The sequence below is a fragment of the Flavobacterium ginsenosidimutans genome, assembly GCF_037478105.1.
GTDB classification, from domain to species: Bacteria; Bacteroidota; Bacteroidia; order Flavobacteriales; family Flavobacteriaceae; genus Flavobacterium; species Flavobacterium ginsenosidimutans.
Window position 1 is genome coordinate 5304063 of sequence record NZ_CP147988.1, and the last position, 21849, is coordinate 5325911.

The window sequence follows — 21849 nt, forward strand, 5'->3', positions numbered from 1 at the left end:
TATTTTTTAATGATTAAAACCCAGTAAACCTATTCTGCTTTTAAACGTAAATGATTGATTACCTCTTTAGGAGATTCGTACTCAAATTTAATTTTGTCGTTTTCTTTTACTTTCTGAACTCCTTCAAGCAAGATTTTATCATTTTCTGTAAGACCGGTTTTGATTACATACAAATCAGGGATTTCGCCCGTAATTGTAATTTCTCTAGAACTTACTTTATTGTCTTTACTTACTACAAAAACATATTTTTTATCTTGAATTTCGTAAGTCGCTTTTTGTGGAATTACAATAGCGTTTTTAAGAGGAACGTTCATTTGAACTTGTCCTGTTTCACCATTTCTAAGTAATTTTCCTGAGTTAGGGAATCTTGCTCTGAAAGCGATATTTCCAGTTTCATTGTTAAATTCACTTTCGATAACTTCAACATTACCTTTGTCTTTAAAAGTATCTCCGTTAGCTAAAACTAAAGCAACTTTATTATCTGCTCTGTCTTTAATATTAGTTTCATACTGAAGATATTCTGGCTCAGAAACATTGAAATAAGCAAACATCTGACTATTGTCTGAAAGGCTTGTCAATAATTCGCCTTCGTCGATAAGACTTCCTAGTTTTAATGGAATTCTATCAATTGTTCCGTCAAAAGGAGCTTTGATTTCTGTGAATGACAAATGTAGTTTTGCTAATGAAACCTCAGCTTTTGCAGATTGCAATTTTGCTTGAGCTACACTAAGTTCGTTTCTAGAAACGATATTTTTGTCTGCCAATAATTTAGCATTTTGTAATTCGATTTCAGCTGATTTTTGTTCAGCTTGAGCTTTTAGTAATTCTGCCTGATACATATTCGGCATAATTCTAAATAAAAGTTGTCCAGCTTTTACAAACTGTCCTTCATCAACATAAATATTTTGTAAAAACCCTTTTTCCTGGGCACGGATTTCGATATTTCGAACAGATCTAATCTGAGAAACATAGTCTTTTGTAAATGAAGTGTCAATTTTTATCGGATTTGTTACTGTAAACTTTTCCGCTTCTTCTTTTTCTTCTTTTTTTTCTGCGCAACTGGTTAAGCACACCAAGGCCATAAAGCCTGTGAACAAGATAATTCTTTTCATGATTTTAAAATGGAAATTAAGCGATTGAATGCTTGGAATACATAGATTCCTTAAAGATGGTTAGACACCTGAAAGCCCTAGCTTGACCTCAATTTTCATATAAGTGGAAGTAAAGAAATAATATACATCAACAAGATATGCAGATCGCAACTCAGGCAACCGATGTATACTTTAAAATCAAATTCTTAATACGCGTTGAGTAATGTATAAAGGATTTGAATGCCCGAAAACGGGTGTAGAAATTTTAAAACGATTGGAATCATTTACAACAGATTGATCTGATAGTGTCAGATACAAATGGTCTACAAAACTGTAAGTTGTTGCAAAGAATTTATTCGTAAGTCCATCAACATCATCACTTCCTAGAAGATCTTCTTCAATATCAACGTCTGCATCTTCTATAATTGAAGATCCTCGATCTTGACTGGTGAATTTAACTCGATGTTTCTTTTCAAGATTATGGTGTTGAGGTAAGCCAAAAGTGTTTGCATTAAGATATTGGCCTCCGCCGAACAGAAGCATATTCATGAATACTAAAAATACTATTAACTTTCTCATTTGGGTGCGAAAGTAGTAAAAGATTATAATATAAAAAATAAAATAAGAAAGTCTTAACATTGCTTTTTTTACGAAAACGTTTTCAATTTAAATCAATGATTTAAAATGCTTAAAAAAAGACCAAAATATTAAATATCAATCACTTAAATACATTTTCCATAATAGTAAATTCCTGTCCCGCTTTGACAAAAGAACTTCCTGTATCGATCATTCCGAACTTTTCATAGAATTGCTTCTTCTCTGTTCTAGCATTGCACCAGATTTTTTTCACTCCTTTTTCTTTCGCAGATTTAAAAATATAGTTCAATAATTCAGATGCAATTCCTCTTCCTTGATAAGCATGTAAAGTCGCTAATTTTCTAAACTGCATTTCATCATTTACAATAAAACAAGAAACAATTGAGACTAATTGATTGTCTTCAAAAACACCATAATGCAATCCAGAATTATCTTCTTCGAGCTGCACAAACTCAAAAGGCTGATCTGGCCACATTACTTCATGCCTAATCTGCCAAGTATCTGATGCTTTAATTGCTTTTATTTCCATTGTAAATTATTTCAAGTGAGTCAAAATTAATTCATTTTGATGGAAATTAGAAAAGCAAAATAAAAAACTGCATCAAACTCACTTTCAAAACTTTACACAAAAATAAATCAGACAAATCATTCAATTTAAATCTATTATGAGTATTTTTATATCACCAAAATCAAATAAATTCGGTTATGAGAAAATTCTTTTTAGCAGTATTTTTATGTATTTGTGCAAATGGTTTTGCGCAGTTAATACAAATTGGCCCTCAAGTTTCAACCAATATTACTTCTGTCAATACAGATAATTTCAGTTCTGATCATACCAATACTGGAATCGGTTTTGCAGCTTTTGCCAGATTAAATCTTGCGCTTTTTTACGCTCAAGGCGAATTTGGCTATGCAAAAACGAATTTCAGTGTTTACCAAGATGGCGTTGGAGAAACAGAATTTAAATTGGCTGGAACAGATGCTACCTTAATTGCTGGACTTAAAATTATTCCTTTAGGGAAAGCTGGCAATGTAAGAATCTTTGCTGGGTACAACTGGAAGAATTATTCAGACATTAGTACCAGTAATAATCTCAATTCTATCGCAATAGAAAGAAATAATCACAGTGTACTTGGAGGAGTTGGAGTTGATGTCTGGAGATTGACATTTGACGTGCGATATCTTGCAGGTTTAACTGATATTGATTCTTCTGGCGGTGAAGTTAAAACAGGCGTAACAAACTTGTCACTCGGGTTTAAATTCTTGTAAAATACAATTCATAAAAAAGGGAATCATTTGATTCCCTTTTTTTAGATCTTAACGTAGTAACTTTCTTCGTTATCACTTTTTATTTTTTCTATTCCTTCTTTGGTTTTAACTGCAACGTTAATTACATGCAATACATTTGCTTTTTCATTAATACTGCAATTCCAAATTGTTCCATCAGAAAGTACAATTTCTGAAAATAAAGACACTGTACTATTAGCATCATTATAAATCAAATTTTCTTTTTTAATAAGTTTTCTCGTTTGAGTCTTTTTATCTACTTCATAAAACGAAATAGTATCTTCTTTAATTTCTATAATTTCTTCAACTGCAGATTGATTACTAACAGCTGCATTTGACCAGACTGGCTGATTACCTGATTTTTTCCAAGTTCCTACAGCTTGATCCAAAATTTCCTTTCTCAAAACATCACGTAAAGTATCCACCTTTTTAGCTGCTTCTTTTCCTATTTCATTTTCAGGTTTAATCTTTGCAACTAACGAAAATAAATCAATAGCTTTCACAAAATCCGATTTTTTGTAATACGAAATGGCTAATTCGTATTTGTTTTTTTGAAAAACAGTTTTCTGATCATTCTGCCCATATAATTGAGCGGCAGCCAATAAAACAATAAGAGCAAATGTATTTTTCATTCAAAAATTTGTAGGTTTTTTATTATTTTACAAACATAGTCTTTTTTGCAAAAACTTCTTTACGGTTTTCCATAATTTGTAATATTTTTATTCATTCAAAATAAAAAATGTCTCTTTATGTAATAATAAAGAGACATTTTTAGATATAGTGTAAAAATTACTTAGTTATTTAACATTTAAAACATTGTTTTCTGGCGTTGCATCCATAAAAATACCTCCGTCAAGTTGGATTTGATCAATTTTTTTAGTGCTTTTCAAAACTATTTTTGCCGTTTTTTGATTTTTCTCCCAAATTGCTGGCGTCTGATGAAGTGTTACTTTCGATTTGTCAGCATAAGTAATAATTACATCAAAAGGAATTGCAAAACCTCCAATGTTTTCTACAGTTATAATTTTCTTATCTGCAGAAATACCTTTGACAGCGATATCTAAATAGTTATTGGTAAAAAACCAATTGTTGAAAAACCAATTTAAATTCTTTCCTGTTGTTGCATTAAAGGAATTGAAATAATCCCACGGAATTGGGTGTTTTCCATTCCATGTGTCCATATAAGCGTGCAAAGCTTTTTTAAACAAATCATCTCCTAACATATCTTTCAAAGCCAAATAAGAAAGAGAAGCTTTTCCGTATGAGTTATTTCCATAACCAGCTCCAGAAACCTGCGTAGACATTGTTATAATAGGCTGGTCTTGTTCTGAAGAGCGATCGTAGATATAATGGCTTACTCTAAAGTCCTTATAAAATTTATCTGCTGATTCTTTACCACGCTCTGCAATTGCGATTAGATATTCGAAAGTCGTTGCCCAACCTTCATCCATAAATGCATAACGAGTTTCGTTAATTCCCATGTAAAAAGGAAAATAAGTATGAGCAACTTCATGATCTTGAACCAATTGTGCAAAAACAGCATCTCCCATTTCCGAGTCGTTACACATCATTGGATATTCCATATCTGCGAAACCTTGAAAAGCTGTCATTTTTGAAAATGGATAAGGAACTCCTGGCCAATTATTTGAAAACCAATCTAAAGCATATTGATTGTTTTTTACAGAGTTTACGAAATCTAATCCTTTTACATCATAAGCGGCCTGAACACTTGCACGACGATTTGTCTTTTTATCAACCACAACACTGCTAGCATCCCACAAATAATGATCGCTTAAACCAAAACATACATCAGAAATATTTTTAGCTTCAAATTTCCAGACATTCCAATCGTATTGTTTAGTCACAACGCCGTCTTTCATTTCTTGTTCATTAGCGATATGAAGAATTTCATCTGTTGTATAAGATTTCTTTAAACGCGCTGCAAATTCTGGCTGTAAAACTTCGTCTGGATTTAATAAATCTCCCGTCGCATAAACAACATAATTTTTAGGTGCTTTTACAGAGAAAACGTAGTCATTAAAGTCATTATAAAATTCCTGACGATCTGTATGAGGCAATTTGTCCCAACCATTATAATCATCATAAACAGAAACTCTTGGATAACTGTAAGCCACAAAAAAAGTTGTTTCGTCAATTTGCCCTTCTCTTCCGCTTTCTTTAGACAAAGGGTAATTCCACTGAATATTTAAAACTGTTTTTGAATGAGGCAAAATTGGCTTTTTCAGTTTTACACTTTCTACAGTTCCCCAATTTTTAGCGTCTTCTTTATAGACTTCATTTTCTATTTTTAATGAAGTAATCGTTAATCCGTCGCTTAAAAAATCGTTGCTAACGCCACTACCACGAGGCGAAGAAGGTTTGTGAAGATTATTTACAAAACGAATAGCAATACTTTTTAAAGTATCCTTGCTATTATTTTCATAAATAATGGTTTCTGTTCCGCTGACCAATCTCGTTTTCGGATCAACTGAAATCTCCATGTTGTATTTTCCGTGATTCTGCCAATAGTTTACTCCTGGTTTTCCGTCTTTAGAACGTGTTCCCTCTGCATAAGCTTTTTTAATATTTCTTGGCATGTAAAGCTCTTGTGCAAAGTTATTTTGAGCAAAAAGAACAAATGCTATTAATGCAAATTGCAATATTTTCTTTTTCATAAATGATTCTTAGATCTTTAAAATTATTTATATAAGACTGCTGTTTTAAAGCAATGTTACAAATTTAATTATTAATTGTAAATTGTTAATGGTGAATTGTAATTAGTGGGATGTAAAATATGAAAAAAACTTTAAAATGTTTTTAACTCCTCATTTAACTTTTGATTTTTCACTTTTGATGATAAAAGAAATCTTAGAATCTTAGAATCTCAGAACCTTAGCATCTTAAAAAGAAAAACCGCCTGTAACCAAAAGGCAACAGACGGAGTCTACAATTAATATATAACTTTGATGGCTACAAAATATAATCAGTATTAATAAAATTCGATTCTTTGCTGTTAAGCAATTCCTGCAGAATCTCATTATTATAATCGATATCCTTTGAAGCTACAAACGTACGAATTGAGAAAGAACGCAAAGCATCTGGAATACTCAAAGTTCCTACAGCAGAATCTTTTCTTCCTGTGAAAGGGAAAGCATCTGGCCCTCTTTGGCAAGAACTGTTGAGGTTTACTCTACAAACTAAGTTAACTAAAGCATCAATTAGCGGTGCAAGGGTTTTTATGTCTTTACCAAACAAACTTACTTGCTGTCCGTAATTTGATTCTGCCATATCTTTCAATGGTTCTTTAATATCTTTGAAAGAAAGTACAGGAACAACTGGCCCAAACTGTTCTTCGTGATACACACGCATTTCTTTGTTTACTGGATATAAAACCGCTGGAAAAATATAATTATCGGTATGTTTTCCACCTTTTTCATTGATCACTTTAGCTCCTTTATGAAGAGCATCATCAATTAAACCTTGAATGTATTTTGGTTTATCCGTTTCTGGAAGCGGCGTTAAAGAAACTCCTTTTTCCCACGGATTTCCAAAAACTAAACTATCTACTTTTTCAGCAAAACGTTTGTTGAATTCTTCTCTGATAGATTCGTGGACATATAAAACTTTCAACGCTGTACAACGCTGTCCGTTAAAAGACAAACTTCCTGTAATACATTCTTGAATAGCCAAATCTAAATCGGCATCTGGAAGAATGATTGCTGGATTTTTTGCTTCTAAACCTAAAATCAAACGCAATCTATTTTTGTTTGGGTGCTGGTCTTGTAAAGCAATCGCCGATTTACTGTTTCCAATTAATGCTAAAACATCAATTTTTCCAGATTTCATAATCGGAGAAGCCACTTCACGTCCTCTACCGTAAACAATATTAATTACACCTTTTGGGAAACTGCTTCTAAATGCTTCTAACAATGGCGAAATACATAAAACACCGTGTTTAGCAGGTTTGAAGATTACCGTATTTCCCATAATCAAAGCAGGAATCAGCAATGAAAAAGTTTCATTAAGAGGATAGTTGTAAGGTCCAAGACACAAAACAACTCCAAGAGGCCCACGACGAATCATAGCGTTTACACCTTGTACTTTTTCAAAGTGCGAACTGCGTCCATTTAATTCTTTATAGCTGGCAATAGTATCGTAAATATATTCTACTGTTCTGTCGAATTCTTTTTGCGAATCTCCTAATGATTTTCCAATTTCCCACATTAAGTATTTCACTACTTCTTCGCGGGTTTCTTTCATTTGTTTCACAAAATTCTCCATGCTTTTAATACGATCGGCAACTTTCATAGTTGGCCATAAACCTTGCCCCATATCGTATGCATTGGTAGCAGCTTCGACAACTTCTGCTGCTTCTTTTTCTCCCATAAAAGGAATAGATCCTAATAAAGTTGGAGTATACTTTTCAGTTGAAGAAATAGTAGAAAACACAGGTGTGGTTTGCCCTGTCCATTGTTTCAATTCTCCATTTACAAGATAAGTATCTTGGTTTATCAGACTAGTAATCTGATATTCTTCTGGTATAAAACTCATAATTTGGTTATTTAATGGTCTGGTAATTCTATTGCCAAAAGAAAAAAGAGGCTTTTGTATGCCTCTTCTTCTTTTATGGTTGTACTGTTTCGCCTTCCCAATCTAGGATTCCTCCAAGTAGATTGTAGGCATTTTCGATACCCAATTCGTTCATGATCTGGCATGCTTTTGCACTTCTAGCCCCAGAACGACAGTATACATAATAATTTTTATTTTTGTCTAATTCTTCGATTTCATAGATAAATGCCTGCCCTTTATTGATATCAATATTAAGAGCATTCTCAATGTAGCCGTCATTAAATTCGTCTTCAGTTCTTACATCAAGTATAACTGCATTTTCGTCAGCTTCTAACTGAGCAACCCAATCTTCTTGTGATAAATTCATAATAAAATGTGTTTTTGTAAAATTACGACGTTTCTATATATAAAAAACGTACCAAATGCGATTTCGATTATTATTCTCAGAAAACGTTTTAGAGAAAGTATTATAATCAGTGAATTACAAATTTAGTTACTATTTTTAAAAATTCAGCCTACAAAATCGATAGAAAATAGGATTTTTTCATTTACATAAAATTAATCTTAAATCTAATTTTATGATAATTTATCCCAACCCAAACTATTATCTTTGCAAACAATTATAATTTTTAATCTCTTTTTGATAAAAATCAAAGATATTAAAAAGTTACATCTGTCAGTTCGAGCGAAGTCGAGAACCTAAACATCTCCACTCCGCTCGATGTGACAAAAATTATTTAAAAAATGCAGCATTCCTTAAAAACCATATTTCCTAATTTTTCCAACGAACTTGTTGCCACAATTGAAGAAAACGGAAGTCTTCAAGATTTTAAAGCCGGAACCATTTTAATGCGCACCGGACAATACATCAAGAATACCGTTTTGATCATTAAAGGAAAAATCAAAATCTATCGCGAAGGTGAAGATGGCGGAGAGTTTTTAATGTATTACCTACAGCCTGGACAAGCTTGCGCAATATCAATGATTTGTACGGCAAAAAGCGAAAAAAGCCAGATTATGGCAAAAGTAGTCGAAGATGTTACTGTGATGATGATTCCGTTGCAATTGATGGACAAATGGATGATGGAACACCGTTCTTGGTACGAATTTGTAATTGAAACTTACCGAAGCCGTTTTGAAGAAGTACTCGAAGTGGTTGATAATATCGCTTTCCGTTCTATGGACGAAAGATTAGAATTTTACTTAAAACGTCATTCTGATGCTTGCGGCTGTTCTGAAGTAAATTTATCGCATCAAGAAATCGCAACTGAACTAAATACTTCTAGAGAAGTCGTTTCCAGATTACTCAAAAAAATGGAACAACGAGGTCTAGTCAAACTCAACCGAAACCAGATTGAATTATTGAAATAATTTTTTTTCTGCCACAGATTAAAAGGATTAGATGGATTTTTCTATTCTTAATAAAAAAAGAAATCCTAATAATCCTTTTAATCTGTGGCTAAAATATTTTTTGTTGTCAGGCTGAGCGAAGTCGAAGCCTCACAAAGCATTTCGACTTCGCTCAATGTGACAAAGTAATTCGCGAAAATTTGTACAATTCGTGGCGAAAAAAAATCTTCTGTGATAAATGTTACTGTAGGTTTCTAATTTCCGAAGCAACTTTGCATCAAAATAAATGCAATGGAATATTTAGGATTTTTTGCCTCAATCATAATCGGAATCACACTTGGCTTAATTGGCGGTGGCGGTTCTATTTTGACCATTCCAATTTTAGTATATTTATTTAAAGTAAATCCTGACCAGGCAACTTCTTATTCTTTATTTATTGTCGGATTAACGGCATTGTTTGGAAGTTACAGTCATTACAAAATGGGGAATTTAAAATTAAAATCGGCTTTGTATTTTGCTGTCCCTTCCGTTATTTCGATTCTGATTATCCGTGAAGTAATTTTCCCTCAAATTGCCAAAACCATATTTTGCGTTGCATCTTATACTGTCTCAAAAGATTTCCTAATTATGATAATCTTTTCTGTATTGATGATTACCGCAGCAATTTCGATGATTAAAAAGAATGTTCCAGAAATAAAATCGGCAGAAACCAACTATTTACAATTAAGCATAATTGGATTTTTTGTCGGAATCGTAACTGGATTTCTTGGCGCAGGCGGCGGGTTCTTAATTATTCCTGCCTTACTTTTTTTCGCCAATTTGCCAATGAAACAAGCTGTTGGAACTTCATTATTAATTATCACCATTAACTCATCAATAGGTTTTGCCGGCGATTTATACATTGGCACACCTATAAATTACACTTTCTTGTTAAGCGTTTCTGCTATGGCTTTAATCGGAATGCTTATTGGAAGTCAGTTTTCCAAAAAAATTGACGGCACAAAATTAAAACCACTTTTCGGATGGTTTGTTCTTGTAATGGGATTTTATATAATTGCTAAAGAAGTTTTGTTTTAAAAACAACTTCAAAAAAGATAATTTTAGTTTCACTTGTAGAGTAATCTTTGTCAAAGCTTTTACACTTTGACAAAGATGAAACTAAAACGTTTAAATTTCCCCAAATTTATCTTTATATCGTTCTAGTTCTATTTCAGTTCTATTAAGCAGCTTTTCCAGCAATTGAATTTTGTCTTCGTAAAGTTCCTTTAAAATTGAAGTATTGTCGGCGTTGATTAAAATACTTCCGTTATTATTTCCAGTAATTTTATTGAAACTATTGAAATATTTATCATAATCAAAACTAATTATATCCTCGACACTGACATCCAAAATTTTTCCTATTTCGACTAATTTTTCATAACTCAAAGACGTTTTTCCTTTCTCAATTTTACTGTAACCCGCCTGAGTTACACCTAATCTCTCTGCCATATATTCCTGAGTATAATTTTTTAACTCTCTAATATTTTTTATTTTGTTCTTAATTGTTGTGGCCATAATTCTCTCTGCTTTGGGGTCATGTATAGTTAAAACAGCCAGCCGTTAAATCTAAACGGCACAACTATACTTATTTTTGGGTATTGATAAAGCTACTTCATAATTGGTAAAATATGACTTAGCGTTTCGTTAATTTTTTCTTTTTCGTAATAAAATAACCATATATCAAAGCTACCATTATGAAAAATACATCATAATGGGAAATATCAAATATAAACATCAATTTTTCTTAAGCGGTTCTTTTTATACTTCTTTCAAACTGAAGATCCAAATAATGGTCAATCTGCTTGCCTACCAGAACGCGATCTTTTGCTTCGATTTTAGTTCTTATCTCGTTTTGATAAATATCTTTTACAAAAACGAAATACACAGATTCTTTAGAATTGCTGAATCTGAAAACAATAATAAGTGTATAACACAAAATAGCTGGAATTATATAATACAAATCCATTAAGTTGGAAAATATCATACAGTAATAAGCCACTGCAGTTACGGCAATAAAAGCACCGTTTTCTAGAAAATACTTTTTCTTTTTTTTGAGCAGTCCAATCTCTTTAATTTCATCAAATTGATACTGCCAGTTTTTAGATTTGTAACGGAATCTAACTTTGTCGGAAAAAATTGTTAAGGGCATAAATTTAGTAGGTAAAAATAATTTAAGCTTTTAGTAAAAAATCGTTTTCTAAAAATTCTTTAGGGGGAAAAATTCTTAGGTTCGCAATATTAAGCATTAACTCATTTTTTTTCCTACAATTGAAATTATAGAATATAACTTGTAGTTGTAATTAAATCTTTAGTAAATGATTATGCTATTTTTTACTAATAAATTGTCCTTAATTAGGAAATTGATTTGGGCGTTTCCTACGACCGGGCTATCCACTTGTATCTTTTTGTTTTTAAAGAAAAAACAAAAAGGATACCGCTTCTATCCCTAACGCAATATCGGGTCAAATGATCTTTTTGGTGTTATAGATTTTAATTGCAGAACAGTATTTATAGCATTGATAAGCCCTATTGAAGCTTTACCTGTTTCCATTTGAAAGTCATATTTTTTCCCATAAATATCAATTATTTTAAAAATCGACAATTGCGGTTTATCTATTTTTCCTTTAAAATTCCCATAAAAGAGATCTCCAATTTCTTCAAACCGAATTGATAAAATTACTCCATCATTTTTCTTTTCAATTATTTGACGAGTTGTAATAAGCGTTTTTGCATTCAAACTATTAACTTGAAAAATAGGAAGCTCATTTTCTTCAAGATTAAACTCAATTGATTTATTCCCAACATGAACAGAAGAATAAAGCCATTCTTCGGGATTCATTACTTTTCTATAAATAGATGCGCAAACAATATTCTTAATTGATTTATCTGTTTTCATTTTTGAATTGCCTCCAGCTTTAGCTGGAGGTAAACAAATGTATACAAAAAAGGCTTTAGCCAAAAACCGCAAAGTTTGGCTAAAGCCTTAATTCATCAAAACAAAAAACCTCCAGTTAAAACTGGAGGTTTTTGTTAATTCTCAAACTAAACAGCAAAATTAAAGGCTAAAGCTAAATACTATATAGCTTTAGTAGTTTTCTTTGACTCAATAAGTGTCTTTAGTTTTTCTAATGATTTTTTTATATTTTCGGATTTAGTTTTCTTAAGCATTAAATCAATTTTTTCAAGCAAATTGCCGTAATTATAGTTTGGATAAGTATTAACCAACTCAGTAAAATTTTCATCAATTCCATTTGCTAATAAATCTAAACCTGTATTTGTATATGCTTTTTCATTATTTATTTCATTCAAATAAAGAATCATATTATTAACTAGAGTTTCTGTATTCGAGTTTACTGTATTTTGTACTGATAACGAATTTGGATCATCTGCTCTCTCAATTATCTCTTCATTTCCAATTTTAAAATATTTAATCTGCAATCCTAATCCAAAATTATAAACTTCAAGATATTCCCTCTCATAAAGATATTTATCTGTTCTATCAGTTGCATTGTAAATGGTTACCATATCTCTCCATTTATTAAAGAACTGTTGACCGATCTCGCTTCTATGTTTCAAGCCTAATTGATTGTCATCTAAAACGACTTTATAATTCTCTTCATCTGTAAATTTTTCAATAATTAATTTCGTTTCAGGATCATCAAATGTTGGCATTTTTTCATCTGGATTCGCAAATTTAATCTCTCTTATTACATAATCATAATCTTCTACATCCCAATATTTTTTATCAAGAGGAAATTTACTTTCTTCCTTACAACCAATTACACTTAGAAACAAAAGAGATAAAAAAAAGATTTTATTATTTTTCATATACACGAACTTTGGGATTTTTAAAATTATTATAAAAGGTTAATAGGCTATCTATATTTTTTTCATATTTTTTTTGCTCATGTAAAACATAACTATGAAAAGTATCATCATCATATTTCAGCTGAAATTGTCTTTCTTCATTTTTTAGTTCATCAATTAAATATTCGATTTCATTTTTACTTCTTTTTTTTCCATTTGAAATCTGCATTTTAATCATTCTAACATACAGCTCTGTTATCTTAAAATGATAAAGTTCATGGTTTAATAATTCATTACTAAAAGCTTTTCTATTATAGACGTAAGAACTCGAAGGATGAAAAAAAGACTCAACCTTTATTGAATCTTTTTCAAAACCATAGTCAATAGTAGTTTTTATATATGCAAAATGCTCATTACCATATAATGAATTTTGAAAAAATTCTAATCCTCTAAAATCATTTAAGGTAATCCGATCGATTTCATTATAAGTTTTTGGGCTTCTGTAATTTAGAAAATTCACTTTAGTTAATATGATAAAAGCGATTAAAAGAAAAAGAAAAAAACTTACTACTATTCCTAAGTATTTTTTCTTCATTACAATTACTGCTTTTTATTAATTAAATTTCGAATTCCTTATTTGGCAAATAACAAAAATACTTATGAATTAAACAAGTAAAATAGTACTTAAATCTAGTTTTTATTTTCTCAAGAGACTTCAATCTTTAGACGGAAAAACCAAATTTATAAAAGCAAAAAGCTTTAGCCAAACTTTGCGTTTTGGCTAAAGCCTTTTACAAATTCAAACAAAAACCTCCAGTTAAAACTGGAGGCTAATCGTATAATTAATTCGTGAAAATTAGTGAATTCGTGGCAAACAAAAAACTCAATGCTCACCATACCCAATATCATCCATTTTCCCACTGAAAACACGATACTGAATAATAAAATAAATAATCACCAGAAACAAAGCGATAAAAAACCAACTCAAACCAGCGTTTAATCCATATTCGTGAGCGGCGGTATTATAAATCGTTAAAGACGGATTCACTTTATTGGTTGATGGCAAAACATTCGGAAAAATTGAAACTGCTGTAGAAGCAAATCCGCCAACTAAAAACAAAGTCGAAAATAGAAATCCGTGACCATCTTTTTTGAAGGAACGCACTTTGAATAATCCTAAAATTCCAACAAAAGTCAACAATGGAAAAAACCAAAGAATCGGATTTTCAACAAAATTATGAAACGGTTTAGGTTCAATAAAATGCCATACTTGCAACGAAATACAAACCAAAATCAACAAAACAATATTCAAAGCAAAAACCACTTTTTTCAATTTCGGATTTAAAGCAGAATTCGTTTTATAAATAATCCAGTTTGCACCGTGAATCGTCAAAGCAACAACACTCACAATTCCTAAGAAAAGTGTAAACCAGTCAATAATTCCTAATTCATTCGCTTGCGGACTAAAAGTTGGATTCCATAAAGGCAAAAAGAAATAATGTGCTTCCTGCGTAGAAACTCCATTTTGAACCATTCCAAGATTAACGCCTCGAACGATATTTCCCAAAGCAATTCCGAAGAAAAGAGCCAAAAGCAAACTTGCAATTCCGAAAGCTTTATCCCAAATACTTTCCCACATATGATTGTGTACTTGTCCGCGCATTTCTAATCCGATGGCACGAAAAATCAGAAGCCATAAAATCATTATTAGAGGCAAATAAAATCCGCTGAAAGAAGAAGCATATAAAGTTGGAAAAGCAAAAAACAAAACGCCTCCTGCCGCAATTAACCAAACTTCATTAGCATCCCAAAACGGACCAATTGCATTTGTAATCGCTTTTTTATCTTTTTCTGTATCGGCAAAAAATAAATGAATAATTCCTGCACCAAAATCATAGCCGTCTAAAACCAGATAAACAGCCAGAATTCCCATTAAAACTACGTACCAAAAAAATTCCATACTTATATTTTTTCTGTTGAAAGTTCCACATGATGCGGACCTTTATTGATAATTTTCCCAACCAAAAGTAAAAACAGCATTCCTAGTAAAAGATATAATCCAATAAAACCAAGCAATGTAAACAAGGTATTTCCAGAAGAAACTGTTGGTGAAGCACCCGATGCTGTTCGTAATAAATTGTAAACCAACCAAGGCTGTCTTCCTAATTCGGCCGTATACCAGCCTGTTGTGTTGGCGATATAAGGAAACGGCATCATGAACATGAGTGACCATAAAAGCCATTTAGTTTCAAATAATTTTCCTCTAATTAATTGAAAAAGCGAAAGCACCATCAATCCAATAAATACAGTTCCGAGTCCAACCATTATATGATAGGCATAATACAGTCCTGAAATATTGGTTGGATGCAAATCTTCTTCAAATTGATCTAAACCTTTTATTTCTTGATCCCAGTTTCCGTAAGTAAGGAAACTCAAAATATTTGGAACGGCGATTTTATTATCCAATTTTTTGTCTTTGACATCAGGCTGACCAATTAAGACAATTTCAGAACCTTTTTTCTCGGTATGAAAAATCCCTTCCATTCCTGCAAAAGTTACGGGCTGATATTTCACAACATTTTTAGCCAATAAATCTCCTGTTGGAACAGCAACAAAAATGCTCGAAATCAATCCGAAAATAACTCCTGTTTTTAAGAACAATTTCCCGAAAGAAACATTCTTTTTACTTAAAATATAAAAAGCCCCAATTCCTGCAACAACAAAAGAACTTGTTACTAACGAAGCGGCTTGATTATGCAAATAAGACGGCCAAAGCCACGGATTTAAAAATAAAGCTTGGAAATTATTCAATACAAATTTTCCGTTTTCCAAGATTTCGTAACCAACTGGATTCTGCATCCACGAATGTGTGGCGATGATTAAAAATCCGCTGGCCCAAGAACCAATCATGATTAATAATCCGGTAACAAAATGCCATTTATGTCCGAGAAGTTTTTCTCCAAATAAAAATATTCCTAGAAAAGAAGATTCAAGAAAGAAAGAAAACATTCCTTCCATGGCCAAAGTCTGCCCGATAATTCCTCCTGTTAATTCGGAGAATTTAGCCCAGTTGGTTCCAAACTGAAACTCCATCGGAATTCCCGTTACAACTCCCATTGCGAAATTGAGGGCGAAGATTTTCATCCAAAAATGGGTGGCGTGATTGTATTGTTCGTCTTTAGTTTTTAAGTATTTCCACTTGAAGTACACAATGATCAACGAAAGACCCATTGTAAGTTGTGGAAAAAGATAATGAAAAGTAATCGTGAAGGCAAATTGCATTCGATCATAAAAGAGCATTTCTTCCATAATGGTATTTGTTTATGAAGTTCCACAAATTTAACCATTACAACCCGAATTAACCTCCTTTAAAAAAAGTTTATCGCCTGATATTTGTTAAACTTTTCAACAATTTAAAGGTGTTAATTACACTTACAATTTTCACAAAGTTTGTCATTTCGACCGAAGGGAGAAATCACACTAGAAACTCAACAAAGATTGGAAATATTCGTTGAGGAATACCGCGTGTGATTTCTCCCTTCGGTCGAAATGACAAGATTGCGTTTAGATTTACGTGATAAAACATAGCCCGTGGTTTCAACCATGGGAACACAATGCATATCCGATACGTTTCCTGCGATTGAAACCGCAGGCTATGTTTGATTTTGATTGTGTCTTATTATTGGTTATTTTTCTAAAATCCCTTTTTCAACACTCTCGTTAATTAAACCTTCAGCATAATTCCATAAAGATGCTGAACCATTTTTAATGACGCTTTTCTTTTCATAGACTTTATCGTATTTCACTCCAAATTCTTTCCAAGTGCCACCATTGTTAGAAGTATTTTGCAATAAAGGCTCTAATCTATCCATAGATCTTGCAAATTTGGCTTCATTGGTTTCTCCAGCTTCAAATTCTTCCCAAATGGAAATAAATTCTTCTGCTTGTTTTTTTGGAAGCAAACCAAAAATTCTATTTGCGGCTAAACGTTCTTCGTCTGTATTATCATGACTTTTTACGGTATCATAAATAAAAACGTCACCAGCATCAATTTCGACTATATCGTGTATCAAAACCATTTTTACTACTTTTAAGACATCGATAGGTTCGTTTGAATGTTCTGCCAGAACAATTGCCATTAAAGCCAAATGCCAACTGTGTTCTGCATCATTTTCGCATCTATCACTGTTGAATAATTTTGTTTTGCGCTGAATGTATTTTACTTTATCAATTTCTTTTATAAAAGCAATTTGATCTATTAAGTCCTGTGTATTCATTTTCTTTTTTGTTTTGAAATGACATTCGTCATATACAAAATTAAAGCTTAAAGCGTAATTGCTCAACTTAAAATTAATTTATCTCAATCGATTATGGTAAACTCCACATTTTTTACACAAAAACCTAATTTCTGTAACATTAGTCACCTATTTTTTTAAAAAACAAAGTTACCTTTGTAACCCATCATTTTACAATACCTATCATGAAAATAGAACAAATTTACACCGGATGCCTTGCTCAAGGTGCATATTATATCACTTCAAATGGTGAAGCGGCCATTATTGATCCGCTTAGAGAAATTCAGCCTTATCTGGATCGTTTAGAGCGTGATGGAGTAAAGCTGAAATATATTTTTGAAACGCATTTTCACGCTGATTTCGTTTCAGGTCACGTTGATTTAAGCAAAGAAACTGGAGCGCCAATCGTTTACGGTCCAAATGCTGCTTGCGAATTTGATTGCATTTCTGCGAAAGACGGTCAGGAATTCAAAATCGGAAAAATAACAATTAAAGCACTGCATACTCCAGGTCATACCATGGAAAGTACTACTTTTTTACTGATTGATGAAAATGGAAAAGATCACGCCATTTTCTCTGGAGACACTTTATTTATTGGAGATGTTGGACGTCCAGATTTAGCTCAAAAAGCAGCTGGAATGACACAAGATCAATTGGCTGGAATTTTATATCATTCGTTAAGAGATAAAATCATGACTTTGGCTGATGACGTTATTGTTTATCCAGCGCACGGTGCAGGAAGCGCTTGCGGAAAAAACATGAGCAAAGAAACCGTTTCGACTATCGGAAATCAAAAAGCAACAAATTACGCTTTGCGTGCCAATATGACCGAAGAAGAATTCATCAAAGAAGTAACTGACGGTTTATTGCCTCCTCCAGCCTATTTCAGCATGAACGTTGCGATGAACAAACAAGGTTACGAAAGTTTTGAAACTGTTTTACACAACGGTATGAAAGCTATAAACGCAAAAGAATTTGAAGCTGTTGCAGAAGAAACGGGAGCTTTAATTCTAGACACAAGAAGCGCAGCAGATTTCAGCAAAGGATTTATTCCGCAATCTATCAATATCGGAATCAATGGTGATTTTGCTCCGTGGGTTGGAACTTTAATTGCTAATGTAAAACAGCCAATTATTTTGGTTACTACTACTGGCATGGAAGAAGAAACTGTAACGCGTTTAAGCCGTGTTGGTTTTGATACGATTATCGGACATTTGGAAGGCGGTTTTGAAGCTTGGCAAAATGCAGGTTTTGAAATTGATACTGTTAACAGAATTACTGCTGAACAATTTGCAAATGAGTTTAAATTTGGAGAAGATAAAGTTGTAGATATCCGTAAAGAAACAGAATACGCAGCAGAACATATTGATGATGCTTACAGCAAACCTTTGGCTTATATTAATGACTGGGTAAAAGATATTAATCCAAATGAGCATTTTTATTTGCATTGCGCTGGAGGTTACAGAAGTATGATTGCTGCTTCTATCCTTCAAGCAAGAGGTTTCAGAAATTTCTCTGAAGTTGAAGGAGGTTTCGGAGCGATTTCTAAAACCAATATCCCAAAATCGGATTTTGTTTGTCAAAGTAAAGTATTAAAATAATTTAAAGATGCTAAGCTACTAAGATTCTAAGGTTCTAAGATTTTGACCTTAGCAACTTAGAATCTTAGCCACTTAGAACCTTAAAAAATTATGCTAGAAATCATTAAAGAACCTTGGCCTTGGTATGTTGCAGGTCCACTAATTGGATTGACTGTTCCAATTTTATTAATTATCGGGAATAAATCTTTCGGGATTAGTTCTTCATTACGTCATATTTGTGCGGCTTGTATTCCAGCGAATATTTCGTTTTTTAAATACGACTGGAAAAAAGAAAGCTGGAATTTATTCTTTGTTCTTGGAATATTTTTCGGTGGTTTTATTGCAGCTCACTTTTTATCAAATCCAAATCCGGTGGAAATTGCTCCTGAATTATCAGAGAAATTAGCTACTTACGGAATTACAGACCACAGTGGTTTAGTTCCCTCACAATTATTTTCTTGGGAAAGTTTATTAACGCTTCGCGGATTTATCATGATTGTGGTGGGCGGATTTTTAGTAGGTTTCGGAACTCGTTACGCTGGCGGTTGCACAAGCGGACACGCGATTATGGGATTATCAAACTTGCAATGGCCTTCATTAGTAGCGACAATCTGCTTTATGATTGGCGGTTTTGTAATGGCACTTTTGATTTTACCTTATATTCTTTCACTTTAAAAATTTCAAAAATGAGTTTAGAAAATAAAAATATAGACGACGAAGGAATCAACGCAAGCCAGAAAAAAGAAAACACATTAGCAAACCTAAAATACTTAATCGTTGGGATCTTTTTCGGAATTGTATTCGTAAAAGCAGAAATCATCAGTTGGTTTCGTATTCAGGAAATGTTCAATTTGGAATCGTTTCATATGTATGGCGTAATTGGATGCGCTGTCGTAGTGGGATTAATATCGGTACAATTGATTAAAAAATTTAATATCAAAACTCTTGATGGCGAAAAAATCGAAATTCAGCCAAAGACTTTCAACAAAGGACAAATCTACGGCGGATTATTATTCGGTTTCGGATGGGCAATTACTGGAGCTTGTCCAGGTCCGCTTTTTGCTCAAATTGGTACGGGTGCAACTGTAATTGTTGTTACTCTTGTAAGCGCAATTGCGGGAACTTGGGTTTATGGTTTGATTAAGGATAAACTTCCACATTAAAATTTGTTTCAAGTTTTATTTGTTTCAGGTTTCAAGTTGGAAAACGTAACAAACCCGACAGATTTTTTAAACCTGTCGGGTTTTGCATTTTAATAACCTATTCATTCCGTAGGAATGTCTGGTTGGTAGAAATTAAATTTGAATTCCGTTTACACGTTCCATAGGAACGTTTGATTAATGATTGAATATCCCATTTTTATAAAAAACAAGTGTCCCTACAGGACACAACGTAAAACGATATTATCTTTTTTCTACCAACGAGATATTCCTACGGAATATTTCTTCATCAATTTTTAATTTCATTTCGTTAAGTTTGCTTTCAACAACATTTCCTTAAAAATAAATTTTTAAAGCCAAAACATGAATCGTTCCGAACAATTAACCAAACTACAAAATACCGAAAATTGGGACGTAATAATTATAGGTGGTGGAGCAAGCGGACTCGGAACTGCAATTGATGCCGCAAGTCGCGGCTACAAAACTGTTTTATTTGAAGCCGTAGATTTTGCAAAAGGAACTTCAAGCCGAAGCACTAAATTGGTTCATGGCGGAGTGCGCTATTTGGCACAAGGTGATGTTCATTTAGTTAGAGAAGCTTTAAAGGAAAGAGGATTATTAGCGCAAAATGCAAATCATTTAGTTAAAAATCAATCTTTCGTTATTCCAAATTATCATTGGTTTAGTGGTTACTTTTACACTATTGGATTAAAAATTTACGATTTATTATCTGGCTGTCTTAGCTTAGGAAGTTCTAAATATCTTTCGAAAAAGAAAACTATTGAAATGCTTCCAAACGTAGAAGAAAATGGATTGGTGAATGGCGTTATTTATCATGATGGCCAATTTGATGATTCTCGTTTAGCAATTAACCTTGCTCAAACGGCTGTAGAAAACGGAGCTTGTGTTTTAAATTATGTAAAAGTTGTCAATTTGCTAAAAGACGACAGAAATCAGGTTATTGGTGTTCAAGTTCAAGATCAGGAAAACGGAACTAAATATGATGTAAAAGGTTCAGCTATAATAAATGCGACTGGAGTTTTTACAAATGCAATCATGAAATTGAATGATAACGTTTATAAAAAATACATTGTTCCTAGTCAGGGAATACATTTAGTATTTGACAAATCTTTTCTTCCAGGTGAAAATGCTTTAATGATTCCTAAAACAAAAGACGGAAGAGTTTTATTTGCTGTTCCGTGGCATAATCGAATTGTGGTTGGAACAACTGATACTTTAATTAAAAAGCAAAGTTTAGAACCTATTGCTTTGGAAAGCGAAATTCAGTTTGTTCTCGAAACGGCACAACGTTTTCTAGCAAAAAAACCAACAAGAGCAGATGTACTTTCTGTTTTTGCAGGATTGCGTCCATTGGCAGCTCCAAAAGAAGAAGGAAAAAGCACCAAAGAAGTTTCTAGAAGCCATAAAATTATAGTTTCAGAAACAGGGCTAATTACTATTACTGGCGGAAAATGGACAACGTACCGAAAAATTGCTCAAGATATTATTGACAAAGCTATCAAAAGTGGAAAATTGCCTCAGAAAGAATGTCGCACAGAACATCTTCCCATTCATGGAAATAAATCTACAAATTCTTTAGATAGAGAAAATCATCTATATATATATGGTTCGGATATTCCGAAAATAATTGAATTACAAGAAAGCGAGCCAGCATTAAAAGAAAAACTGCATCCTGATCACGAATTTACAATGGCTGAAGTCGTTTGGGCAATTCGTTATGAAATGGCAAGAACTGTAGATGATATTTTAGCGAGAAGAGTTCGTTTATTGTTCTTAGATGCGAGAGCTGCAATTGAAGTTTCGGAGAAAACAGCAAGGGTAATTGCTAAAGAATTAGAACACGATGAAGCTTGGATTAACACAGAAATTGCCAATTTCAGACAAATTGCAAACGGTTTTCTTCTCTCAGAATTCCAATAAATAGTAAATTCAGACGATTTTGAGTAATTTTTATTTTGAAATCATCTTACAAAAAGCCATTTAAAAATATTGCAGATCAAAATTACTTTTTGAGTTTAAAAAATCATTAATTCACAATATATCAAAACGTTAT

At 32.6% G+C, this 21849-nt stretch carries 22 protein-coding genes; 7 read left to right on the forward strand and 15 right to left on the reverse strand.

What is annotated here, in order from left to right:
- Positions 1-29: 29 nt before the first annotated feature.
- The 3 genes from V6624_RS22650 to V6624_RS22660 all read right to left on the reverse strand — a co-directional run bounded on the left by V6624_RS22650 (position 30) and on the right by V6624_RS22660 (position 2217).
- A complete protein-coding gene (locus V6624_RS22650) occupies positions 30-1112 on the reverse strand; it encodes an efflux RND transporter periplasmic adaptor subunit (RefSeq protein ID WP_111288860.1) in 1083 nt (360 codons plus the stop codon).
- Positions 1113-1289: 177 nt separating this feature from the next.
- Complete coding sequence (locus tag V6624_RS22655; protein WP_338840309.1) at positions 1290-1670, reverse strand: hypothetical protein; 381 nt, start codon at positions 1668-1670, stop codon at positions 1290-1292.
- 139 nt (positions 1671-1809) lie between these two features.
- Positions 1810-2217, reverse strand: coding sequence for a GNAT family N-acetyltransferase (locus V6624_RS22660; protein ID WP_111288864.1), 408 nt, complete (start codon positions 2215-2217; stop codon positions 1810-1812).
- A gap of 176 nt (positions 2218-2393) precedes the next feature.
- Here V6624_RS22660 and V6624_RS22665 point away from each other — a divergent pair, with 176 nt between their 5' ends.
- The gene (locus tag V6624_RS22665; RefSeq protein ID WP_111288866.1) at positions 2394-2957 is read left to right on the forward strand and encodes an outer membrane beta-barrel protein; all 564 of its coding nucleotides are present in this window, start codon (positions 2394-2396) and stop codon (positions 2955-2957) included.
- A gap of 41 nt (positions 2958-2998) precedes the next feature.
- Here V6624_RS22665 and V6624_RS22670 read toward each other — a convergent pair whose 3' ends face one another.
- The 4 genes from V6624_RS22670 to V6624_RS22685 form a co-directional block, all read right to left on the reverse strand.
- Positions 2999-3607: a hypothetical protein gene (locus V6624_RS22670; RefSeq protein ID WP_111288868.1), complete on the reverse strand. Its 609-nt coding sequence runs from the start codon at positions 3605-3607 to the stop codon at positions 2999-3001.
- Between the two features lie 165 nt (positions 3608-3772).
- Positions 3773-5650, reverse strand: a complete 1878-nt coding sequence (locus V6624_RS22675) for a M1 family metallopeptidase (protein WP_111288870.1) — start codon at positions 5648-5650, stop codon at positions 3773-3775.
- Between the two features lie 295 nt (positions 5651-5945).
- The gene (locus tag V6624_RS22680) at positions 5946-7526 is read right to left on the reverse strand and encodes an NADP-dependent glyceraldehyde-3-phosphate dehydrogenase (protein ID WP_338840312.1); all 1581 of its coding nucleotides are present in this window, start codon (positions 7524-7526) and stop codon (positions 5946-5948) included.
- A 73-nt stretch (positions 7527-7599) separates the two neighbouring features.
- Positions 7600-7911 (reverse strand): rhodanese-like domain-containing protein, encoded by a 312-nt coding sequence (locus tag V6624_RS22685; protein ID WP_095929060.1) that lies wholly within the window; start codon positions 7909-7911, stop codon positions 7600-7602.
- A gap of 377 nt (positions 7912-8288) precedes the next feature.
- On the opposite strand from V6624_RS22685, the gene V6624_RS22690 reads away from it, so the two are divergent.
- Both V6624_RS22690 and V6624_RS22695 read left to right on the forward strand, forming a co-directional pair.
- Positions 8289-8915, forward strand: a complete 627-nt coding sequence (locus tag V6624_RS22690) for a Crp/Fnr family transcriptional regulator (RefSeq protein ID WP_111288874.1) — start codon at positions 8289-8291, stop codon at positions 8913-8915.
- Positions 8916-9185: 270 nt separating this feature from the next.
- On the forward strand, positions 9186-9971 hold the full coding sequence (locus tag V6624_RS22695; RefSeq protein WP_338840315.1) for a sulfite exporter TauE/SafE family protein: 786 nt from the start codon (positions 9186-9188) through the stop codon (positions 9969-9971).
- A gap of 90 nt (positions 9972-10061) precedes the next feature.
- Here V6624_RS22695 and V6624_RS22700 read toward each other — a convergent pair whose 3' ends face one another.
- From V6624_RS22700 to V6624_RS22735, 8 genes are all read right to left on the reverse strand, one after another.
- The gene (locus V6624_RS22700; protein ID WP_111288878.1) at positions 10062-10448 is read right to left on the reverse strand and encodes a helix-turn-helix transcriptional regulator; all 387 of its coding nucleotides are present in this window, start codon (positions 10446-10448) and stop codon (positions 10062-10064) included.
- Positions 10449-10677: 229 nt separating this feature from the next.
- Complete coding sequence (locus tag V6624_RS22705; protein WP_338840316.1) at positions 10678-11082, reverse strand: hypothetical protein; 405 nt, start codon at positions 11080-11082, stop codon at positions 10678-10680.
- A gap of 297 nt (positions 11083-11379) precedes the next feature.
- A complete protein-coding gene (locus tag V6624_RS22710; RefSeq protein WP_338840317.1) occupies positions 11380-11829 on the reverse strand; it encodes a hypothetical protein in 450 nt (149 codons plus the stop codon).
- 179 nt (positions 11830-12008) lie between these two features.
- Positions 12009-12761, reverse strand: coding sequence for a hypothetical protein (locus V6624_RS22715; RefSeq protein WP_338840318.1), 753 nt, complete (start codon positions 12759-12761; stop codon positions 12009-12011).
- Entirely contained in the window at positions 12751-13335 is a 585-nt protein-coding gene (locus V6624_RS22720; RefSeq protein WP_338840320.1) for a hypothetical protein, read from the reverse strand. Before V6624_RS22720 ends, V6624_RS22715 begins: the two co-directional genes overlap by 11 nt.
- Before the next feature lie 288 nt (positions 13336-13623).
- Positions 13624-14700: a cytochrome d ubiquinol oxidase subunit II gene (gene cydB / locus V6624_RS22725; RefSeq protein ID WP_338840321.1), complete on the reverse strand. Its 1077-nt coding sequence runs from the start codon at positions 14698-14700 to the stop codon at positions 13624-13626.
- A gap of 2 nt (positions 14701-14702) precedes the next feature.
- Complete coding sequence (locus tag V6624_RS22730) at positions 14703-16049, reverse strand: cytochrome ubiquinol oxidase subunit I (protein WP_338840322.1); 1347 nt, start codon at positions 16047-16049, stop codon at positions 14703-14705.
- A 377-nt stretch (positions 16050-16426) separates the two neighbouring features.
- Complete coding sequence (locus V6624_RS22735) at positions 16427-17017, reverse strand: HD domain-containing protein (protein WP_286968960.1); 591 nt, start codon at positions 17015-17017, stop codon at positions 16427-16429.
- A gap of 203 nt (positions 17018-17220) precedes the next feature.
- On the opposite strand from V6624_RS22735, the gene V6624_RS22740 reads away from it, so the two are divergent.
- The 4 genes from V6624_RS22740 (at position 17221) to V6624_RS22755 (ending at position 21716) form a co-directional block, all read left to right on the forward strand.
- Positions 17221-18636: an MBL fold metallo-hydrolase gene (locus tag V6624_RS22740; protein ID WP_338840326.1), complete on the forward strand. Its 1416-nt coding sequence runs from the start codon at positions 17221-17223 to the stop codon at positions 18634-18636.
- Between the two features lie 90 nt (positions 18637-18726).
- A complete protein-coding gene (locus tag V6624_RS22745) occupies positions 18727-19290 on the forward strand; it encodes a YeeE/YedE family protein (protein ID WP_250837179.1) in 564 nt (187 codons plus the stop codon).
- 11 nt (positions 19291-19301) lie between these two features.
- Entirely contained in the window at positions 19302-19778 is a 477-nt protein-coding gene (locus V6624_RS22750) for a DUF6691 family protein (RefSeq protein WP_338840327.1), read from the forward strand.
- A gap of 360 nt (positions 19779-20138) precedes the next feature.
- Positions 20139-21716 carry a glycerol-3-phosphate dehydrogenase/oxidase gene (locus tag V6624_RS22755; RefSeq protein ID WP_338840329.1) on the forward strand — a complete coding sequence of 526 codons (1578 nt, stop codon included), beginning with the start codon at positions 20139-20141 and terminating at the stop codon, positions 21714-21716.
- Positions 21717-21849: the final 133 nt, after the last annotated feature.

What these genes read in the sequence shown, in the direction of transcription:
- V6624_RS22650 (WP_111288860.1), bottom strand. Translation starts at nt 1,112, where the DNA reads ATGAAAAGAATTATCTTGTTCACAGGCTTTATGGCCTTGGTGTGCTTA.
- V6624_RS22655 (WP_338840309.1), bottom strand. Translation starts at nt 1,670, where the DNA reads ATGAGAAAGTTAATAGTATTTTTAGTATTCATGAATATGCTTCTGTTC.
- V6624_RS22660 (WP_111288864.1), bottom strand. Translation starts at nt 2,217, where the DNA reads ATGGAAATAAAAGCAATTAAAGCATCAGATACTTGGCAGATTAGGCAT.
- V6624_RS22665 (WP_111288866.1), top strand. Translation starts at nt 2,394, where the DNA reads ATGAGAAAATTCTTTTTAGCAGTATTTTTATGTATTTGTGCAAATGGT.
- V6624_RS22670 (WP_111288868.1), bottom strand. Translation starts at nt 3,607, where the DNA reads ATGAAAAATACATTTGCTCTTATTGTTTTATTGGCTGCCGCTCAATTA.
- V6624_RS22675 (WP_111288870.1), bottom strand. Translation starts at nt 5,650, where the DNA reads ATGAAAAAGAAAATATTGCAATTTGCATTAATAGCATTTGTTCTTTTT.
- V6624_RS22680 (WP_338840312.1), bottom strand. Translation starts at nt 7,526, where the DNA reads ATGAGTTTTATACCAGAAGAATATCAGATTACTAGTCTGATAAACCAA.
- V6624_RS22685 (WP_095929060.1), bottom strand. Translation starts at nt 7,911, where the DNA reads ATGAATTTATCACAAGAAGATTGGGTTGCTCAGTTAGAAGCTGACGAA.
- V6624_RS22690 (WP_111288874.1), top strand. Translation starts at nt 8,289, where the DNA reads ATGCAGCATTCCTTAAAAACCATATTTCCTAATTTTTCCAACGAACTT.
- V6624_RS22695 (WP_338840315.1), top strand. Translation starts at nt 9,186, where the DNA reads ATGGAATATTTAGGATTTTTTGCCTCAATCATAATCGGAATCACACTT.
- V6624_RS22700 (WP_111288878.1), bottom strand. Translation starts at nt 10,448, where the DNA reads ATGGCCACAACAATTAAGAACAAAATAAAAAATATTAGAGAGTTAAAA.
- V6624_RS22705 (WP_338840316.1), bottom strand. Translation starts at nt 11,082, where the DNA reads ATGCCCTTAACAATTTTTTCCGACAAAGTTAGATTCCGTTACAAATCT.
- V6624_RS22710 (WP_338840317.1), bottom strand. Translation starts at nt 11,829, where the DNA reads ATGAAAACAGATAAATCAATTAAGAATATTGTTTGCGCATCTATTTAT.
- V6624_RS22715 (WP_338840318.1), bottom strand. Translation starts at nt 12,761, where the DNA reads ATGAAAAATAATAAAATCTTTTTTTTATCTCTTTTGTTTCTAAGTGTA.
- V6624_RS22720 (WP_338840320.1), bottom strand. Translation starts at nt 13,335, where the DNA reads ATGAAGAAAAAATACTTAGGAATAGTAGTAAGTTTTTTTCTTTTTCTT.
- cydB (WP_338840321.1), bottom strand. Translation starts at nt 14,700, where the DNA reads ATGGAATTTTTTTGGTACGTAGTTTTAATGGGAATTCTGGCTGTTTAT.
- V6624_RS22730 (WP_338840322.1), bottom strand. Translation starts at nt 16,049, where the DNA reads ATGGAAGAAATGCTCTTTTATGATCGAATGCAATTTGCCTTCACGATT.
- V6624_RS22735 (WP_286968960.1), bottom strand. Translation starts at nt 17,017, where the DNA reads ATGAATACACAGGACTTAATAGATCAAATTGCTTTTATAAAAGAAATT.
- V6624_RS22740 (WP_338840326.1), top strand. Translation starts at nt 17,221, where the DNA reads ATGAAAATAGAACAAATTTACACCGGATGCCTTGCTCAAGGTGCATAT.
- V6624_RS22745 (WP_250837179.1), top strand. Translation starts at nt 18,727, where the DNA reads ATGCTAGAAATCATTAAAGAACCTTGGCCTTGGTATGTTGCAGGTCCA.
- V6624_RS22750 (WP_338840327.1), top strand. Translation starts at nt 19,302, where the DNA reads ATGAGTTTAGAAAATAAAAATATAGACGACGAAGGAATCAACGCAAGC.
- V6624_RS22755 (WP_338840329.1), top strand. Translation starts at nt 20,139, where the DNA reads ATGAATCGTTCCGAACAATTAACCAAACTACAAAATACCGAAAATTGG.